This is a genomic window from Pseudomonas sp. TJI-51 (genome assembly GCF_000190455.2).
GTDB classification, from domain to species: domain Bacteria; phylum Pseudomonadota; class Gammaproteobacteria; order Pseudomonadales; family Pseudomonadaceae; genus Aquipseudomonas; species Aquipseudomonas juntendi.
In genome coordinates this window covers 3617-9766 of sequence record NZ_AEWE02000156.1, presented here as the reverse complement: position 1 = coordinate 9766, position 6150 = coordinate 3617, and the positions used below count along the sequence as shown (strand labels likewise).

The following is a 6150-nucleotide window of genomic DNA, read 5'->3' as shown; positions in this document are numbered from 1 at the left end:
ACCGCGTCGCCTGCTTCGCGAGCAAGCCCGCTCCCACAATGAATCGCGCAGGCTTTTCACATTTTGGGAAAGACAGTTGCACCTACCTTGAACGCGGTTGAGGGGACCCAGCGTGACCGAGCATGATAATCAATGCTTGATCATCACATGCCGCACACAGGTGTAGTCCTCCAGCCCATACATCGACATGTCCTTGCCATACCCCGAGTGTTTCTGCCCGCCATGGGGCATTTCACTGACCAGCATGAAATGGGTGTTCACCCAGGTGCAGCCATATTGCAGGCGTGCGGCCAGGCGGTGGGCGCGGCCGGTGTCGCGGGTCCAGACCGAGGAGGCCAGGCCATAGTTGGAGTCGTTGGCCCATTCCAGCGCCTGCGCTTCGTCGCTGAAACGGGTTACCGACACCACCGGGCCGAACACTTCGTTGCGCACGATCTCATCATCCTGCAGGGCGTCGGCCAGCACCGTCGGCTCGAAAAAGTACCCATCGCCCTCGATTGCCTTGCCACCGGTCACCAGGCGAATGTGCGGCTGGGCGACGGCACGCTGTACCAGGCCGGCGACCTTGTCGCGGTGCTGGGCGCTGATCAGCGGCCCCAGCTCGGTGCCCTCGGCCTCCTGCAGGCCGGGCTTGATGCTGGCTACCGCTTCCCCCAGGCGCTCGACGAAGCGCTCATAGATACCGGCCTGCACATACAGGCGGCAAGCCGCCGTGCAGTCCTGGCCGGCGTTGTAGAAACCGAAGGTGCGAATACCCTCGATCGCGGCATCGATGTCGGCATCATCGAATACCAGGACTGGCGCCTTGCCGCCCAGCTCCATGTGCATGCGCTTCACGCTGTCGGCGGTGGCGCTGATGATATGGGCGCCGGTGGGGATCGAGCCTGTCAGCGACACCATGCGGACCTTGGGGTGCGTAACCAGTGGGTTGCCGACCGTCTGGCCACGGCCAAACAAAATGTTGAGCACCCCGGCCGGCAGCAGGTCCTTGGCCAGTTCCCCCAGGCGCAAGGCGGTCAACGGGGTCAGCTCGGAGGGTTTGATCACCACCGTGTTGCCGGCCGCCAGGGCCGGGGCGATCTTCCAGGCCAGCATCATCAGCGGGTAGTTCCACGGTGCAATCGAGGCCACCACGCCCAAGGGGTCGCGACGGATCATCGACGTGTGACCCGGCAGGTATTCACCTGCCGCCGAGCCGCCCAGGCAGCGCGCCGCACCGGCGAAAAAACGAAACACGTCGGCAATCGCCGGAATTTCGTCGTTGCGCGCGGCACTCAAGGGTTTGCCGCAGTTCTGCGATTCCAGCCGAGCCAGTTCATCGCCATGCGCCTCAATGGCGTCTGCCAGGTTCAACAACGCCTGGGCGCGGTCCTTGGGGCTGGTTTGCGACCAGCTGTCGAACGCATGGTCAGCGGCACGCACGGCGCTGTCCACCTGGGCTTCGCTGGCTTCGTTGATCTGCGCCAGGGCGGTGCCCAGCGCCGGGTCGAGCACGGTCCAGGTCGGGCCTTGGCCGGCGACCAGTTGGCCATTGATCAGCATCTGCGTTTGCATCGGGTACTCCTCCAGGGTCATTTGCCACTGCCCGCAACGCTGTCGCCGCCACGGGTCAGGTAATAGGCGCCAAGGATCGGCAGCATGGTCACCAACATCACCAGCATGGCTACCACATTGGTCACCGGCACGTCGCGCGGCCGGCTGAGCTGGTTGAGCAGCCAGATCGGCAGGGTGCGTTCGTGGCCGGCGGTGAAGGTCGTGACAATGATCTCATCGAACGACAGGGCAAAGGCCAGCATACCGCCGGCCAGCAGTGCCGAGCCGAGGTTGGGCAGGATGATGTAGCGAAAGGTCTGCCAGCCATCGGCACCCAGGTCCATGGAGGCCTCGATCAGGCTGTGCGAGGTGCGCCGCAGGCGGGCGATCACATTGTTGTAGACGATCACCACGCAGAATGTGGCATGGCCGACCACGATGGTGAACACCCCGGGCTCCACGCCCAAGGTCTTGAACGCCGAGAGCAGGGCGATGCCGGTGATGATGCCGGGCAGGGCGATGGGCAGGATCAGCATCAGCGATATGGCCTCTTTGCCGAAAAAGCTGCGCCGGTACAGTGCGGCCGATGCCAGTGTGCCGAGCACCAGGGCGATCAGGGTCGCCAGGCAGGCGACCTGCAACGACAGCTTGATCGCGTCCAGCACATCGGTGCGGGCGAAGGCCACGGCAAACCACTTCAGGGTAAACCCCGTGGGCGGGAAACTGAATGCTGCGTCTTCGGTGTTGAAGGCGTACAGGAAGATGATCAGGATCGGGAAATGCAGAAACAACAGCCCGCCCCAGGCCGCCAGGCGCAACCCTACAGAGGCTTGTTCAGAGTGCATCGAAGGCCCCCAGGCGCTTGACGATCGACAGGTACAGCGCAATCAGCACGATCGGCACCAAGGTAAATGCCGCCGCCATCGGCATGTTGCCGATCGCCCCTTGCTGGGCATAGACCATGCTGCCGATGAAGTAGCCGGGTGGGCCCACCAGCTGCGGCACGATGAAGTCGCCGAGGGTAAGCGAGAAGGTGAAGATCGAGCCGGCGGCGATACCGGGAATCGACAGCGGCAGTATCACCTGCATGAAGGTTTGCCCGGGGCGTGCGCCAAGGTCTGCCGAGGCCTGCAACAGCGACGGCGGCAAGCGCTCCAGCGAGGCCTGGATCGGCAGGATCATGAATGGCAGCCAGATGTACACGAACACCATGAAGCGCCCCAGGTGCGAGGTCGACAGCGTGCTGCCGCCCACGCCCGGGACCGTCAGCACGGCTTGCAGCAGGGCGTCCAGGTGCAGCTGGTGGACGAACCACTGGGCCACCCCACCCTTGGCCAGCAGCAGGGTCCAGGCGTAGGTCTTGACGATGTAGCTGGCCCACATGGGCATCATCACGGCGATATAGAAAAATGCCTTGGTCTTGCCGCGTGTGTAGCGCGCCATGTAGTAGGCGATGGGAAACGCCAGTACCGCGCTGGCCAGTGACACCGCCACCGCCATGCCCAGGGTCCGCAGGATGATGTCGAAGTTCGACGGGTTGAACAGCGCGGCGAAGTTGCCCAGGGTCAGGTCCGGGGTGACCGCCATGGTGAAGTCGTCGAAGGTGTAGAAACCCTGCCACAACAGGTTCAGCAACGAGCCCAGGTAGATGGCGCCGAACCAGGTCAGTGGCGGGATCAGCAGTAGGGCCAGGTACAGGTTGGGGCGCCGGTACAACACATCGGCCAGGCCTCGGAGCGCGCTCATGGCAATGGCCCAGCGCTTTCCTGCAGCACGGTCATCGCCTCGCGCGGCCAGTGCGCCTGCACCCGCTGCCCGGGTTGCCAGGCCTGGGGCTGTGCCTGCCAGCGGTCGTTGGCCTGGGTTACCGCCAACAGTTGGCCATTGTCCAGTTGCAACTCGTAACGGGTGGCGCTGCCCTGGTACTGCACATCGCGCAGCAGGCCGCTGACCTGGACCTCGTGGCTGGTGACCACCGGGTCGCCCAGGCGGATGTGCTCAGGGCGGATGGAAAACGGCGCCGGGTGGCCGTTGAGCGCCCTCGCCAATTCGCCACGCACCACGTTGGACGTGCCGACGAATTCAGCGACGAAGGTGGTGGCGGGTTTCATGTAAAGATTGCGCGGGGTGTCGACCTGTTCGATGCGGCCGCGGTTGAACACCGCGACCCGGTCCGACATCGACAGCGCCTCGGTCTGGTCATGGGTGACGAAGATGAAGGTGATGCCTAGCTGGCGTTGCAGCTTCTTCAGCTCGCCCTGCATCTGTTCGCGCAGCTTGAGGTCCAACGCGCCCAGCGGCTCGTCCAGCAGCAGCACACGGGGCCGGTTGACCAGTGCCCGCGCCAGGGCCACACGCTGGCGCTGGCCACCCGAAAGCTGCGCCGGCTTGCGCGCGCCGTAGCCGGCCAGGGCCACCATGGCCAGGGCTTGCTCGGCACGGCTGTGGCGTTCGGCCTTGGCCACGCCTTTCACTTTCAAGCCATAGGCGATGTTGTCGAGCACGTTCATGTGCGGGAACAACGCGTAGTCCTGGAACACGGTATTGACGTCACGCTGGTAGGGCGGCACGCCGGCAGCTTCCAGGCCGTGGATACGGATCGAGCCGCTGCTTGGCTGCTCGAAGCCGGCGATCAGGCGCAGGCAGGTTGTCTTGCCGGAGCCGGACGGGCCGAGCATGGAGAAGAACTCCCCATCGCTGATGTCGATGCTGACCTGGTCTACGGCCTTGACCTCGCCGAAGCTACGGGAAACCTGGGTGAACTGGACGGCTAGGGGCATACGCGGTTCTCTGTTGTACTTGTCTTGCCTGTATCGGCCCTGTCCCCGGCAAGCCGGCCCCACAGGGATCACACCACAGGGCCGGAACAGGCGGAGAAACCCTCAGCGCCCACCCATGATGGCAATGTAGTCTTGAGTCCAGCGGCTGTAGGGCACGAACTTGCCACCCTGGGCCTGCGGGGTTTTCCAGAAGGCGATCTTGTCGAAGTTGTCGAAGCCGTTGGTCTTGCAACCCTCGGCGCCGAGCAACTCGCTGCCACTGCAGGCTGCCGGCACCGCGGGCAACGACCCGAACCAGGCGGCCACGTCACCCTGGACCTTCGGCTGCAGCGACCAGTCCATCCATTGGTAGGCGCAGTTGGGGTGCTTGGCATCGGTGTGCAGCATGGTGGTATCGGCCCAGCCGGTAGCGCCCTCCTTGGGGATGGTCGACGCCACGGGCTGGTGCTCGGCCTTCAGGCCATTGACCATGTAGCCCCACGAACTGGAGGCGACCACGCCTTCGTTTTTCACGTCGCTCATCTGCACTGTGGCGTCGTGCCAGTAGCGATGGATCAGCGGTTGCTGCTGGCGCAGCAGTTCGAGCACCGCCTGGTATTGCGTTTCGGTCAGTTCATACGGGTCCTGGATGCCCAGTTCGGGCTTGGCCGACTTCAGGTACAGCGCCGCGTCCGCGATGTAGATCGGCCCGTCATACGCCTGTACGCGGCCTTTGTTCGGCTTGCCATCGGGCAGGTCCTGCGGCACGAACACCACGCCCCAGCTGGTCGGTGCCTGCTTGAACGTGTTGGTGTTGTACAGCAGCACGTTCGGCCCCCACTGGTACGGGGTGCCATAGACCTGTTTATCGACCACATACCAGCCACCGTTCTGCAGGCGCGGGTCGATGTTTTTCCAGTTGGGGATCAAGGCGGTGTTGATCGGTTGCACCCGTTTGCCGGCGATCAGCCGTAACGAGGCATCGCCCGAGGCGGTAACCAGGTCGTAGCCCCCCTTGGCCATCAGGCTGACCATTTCGTCCGAGGTGGCAGCGGTTTTCACGCTGACCTTGCAGCCTGTTTGCTGTTCGAAGCCGGTCACCCAGTCATACGCCTTGTCGCTTTCACCGCGCTCGATGTAGCCGGGCCAGGCGACGATGTCCAGGCGCCCTTCGCCAGGCCCCAGGGCCTTGGGCGGTTCGGCGGCCAGCAGGCCGGTACTGGCCAGCACGGCACAGGTGGTGGCGCCGAGCAATGCGGTCTTGTGCACGGGCATAGGTGTTCCCTCTTGTTGGAGATTGTGGTCGCGGCAGTGGTCGAGTCTAGTTGGCTTTTTGCCAGTCAATGCAACATCCAGAAGCAAATCCGCGCATGGTCCTTTACCGGGCAGGCCTTAATCTGGCGGACGACTTCCCATGCCTGGAGACTTGCACATGAACACCCGTGGCTTGCTGGACCAACTGCTCAAATCTGGCCAGGAGTTGCTGAACAAATCGTCTGCTTCCGGCAAACCCGGCGCTGGCGCCAGCGGGCTTGGCGGCCTGTTGTCCGGGGCCGGTGGTGGCTTGCTGGGCGGTGGCGCACTGGGCGTGCTGCTGGGCAACAAGAAGGCGCGCAAATATGGGGGCAAGGCCCTGACCTATGGTGGCCTCGCGGCACTCGGGGTGCTGGCCTACAAGGCCTACGGCAACTGGCAGGCGCGCCAGCAGGTGGCTGCCAGCGAGCCGCAGACGGTCGACCGCTTGCCGCCGGCCCAGGTCGAGCAGCACAGCCAGGCGGTGTTGCGGGCGCTGGTGGCTGCGGCCAAGTCCGACGGCCATATCGACGAACGCGAACGGGCGCTGATCGAAGGTGAGTTC

Annotated in this window: 6 protein-coding genes; 1 reads left to right on the top strand and 5 read right to left on the bottom strand. The window is 64.2% G+C overall.

Annotation, left to right across the window (positions count from 1 at the left end; all coding sequences use genetic code 11):
- Positions 1–129 precede the first annotated feature (129 nt).
- From G1E_RS25425 to ydcS, 5 genes are all read right to left on the bottom strand, one after another.
- Positions 130–1554, bottom strand: a complete 1425-nt coding sequence (locus G1E_RS25425) for a gamma-aminobutyraldehyde dehydrogenase (RefSeq protein WP_009683458.1) — start codon at positions 1552–1554, stop codon at positions 130–132.
- A gap of 17 nt (positions 1555–1571) precedes the next feature.
- Positions 1572–2378 carry an ABC transporter permease gene (locus tag G1E_RS25420; protein WP_009683459.1) on the bottom strand — a complete coding sequence of 269 codons (807 nt, stop codon included), beginning with the start codon at positions 2376–2378 and terminating at the stop codon, positions 1572–1574.
- Complete coding sequence (locus G1E_RS25415; protein WP_009683460.1) at positions 2368–3279, bottom strand: ABC transporter permease; 912 nt, start codon at positions 3277–3279, stop codon at positions 2368–2370. Before G1E_RS25415 ends, G1E_RS25420 begins: the two co-directional genes overlap by 11 nt.
- Positions 3276–4313 carry an ABC transporter ATP-binding protein gene (locus tag G1E_RS25410; protein ID WP_009683461.1) on the bottom strand — a complete coding sequence of 346 codons (1038 nt, stop codon included), beginning with the start codon at positions 4311–4313 and terminating at the stop codon, positions 3276–3278. The genes G1E_RS25415 and G1E_RS25410 overlap by 4 nt, the downstream gene beginning before the upstream one ends.
- Positions 4314–4415: 102 nt before the next feature.
- Positions 4416–5567 carry a putative ABC transporter substrate-binding protein YdcS gene (ydcS, locus tag G1E_RS25405; RefSeq protein ID WP_009683462.1) on the bottom strand — a complete coding sequence of 384 codons (1152 nt, stop codon included), beginning with the start codon at positions 5565–5567 and terminating at the stop codon, positions 4416–4418.
- A 157-nt stretch (positions 5568–5724) separates the two neighbouring features.
- Between ydcS and G1E_RS29960 the strand changes: the two genes are divergently transcribed.
- The coding region (locus G1E_RS29960) for a DUF533 domain-containing protein (RefSeq protein ID WP_371259961.1) at positions 5725–6150 on the top strand (426 nt) is incomplete at its 3' end.

Coding starts and splice junctions, on each gene's coding strand:
- G1E_RS25425 (WP_009683458.1), bottom strand. CDS start 1,554: ATGCAAACGCAGATGCTGATCAATGGCCAACTGGTCGCCGGCCAAGGC.
- G1E_RS25420 (WP_009683459.1), bottom strand. CDS start 2,378: ATGCACTCTGAACAAGCCTCTGTAGGGTTGCGCCTGGCGGCCTGGGGC.
- G1E_RS25415 (WP_009683460.1), bottom strand. CDS start 3,279: ATGAGCGCGCTCCGAGGCCTGGCCGATGTGTTGTACCGGCGCCCCAAC.
- G1E_RS25410 (WP_009683461.1), bottom strand. CDS start 4,313: ATGCCCCTAGCCGTCCAGTTCACCCAGGTTTCCCGTAGCTTCGGCGAG.
- ydcS (WP_009683462.1), bottom strand. CDS start 5,567: ATGCCCGTGCACAAGACCGCATTGCTCGGCGCCACCACCTGTGCCGTG.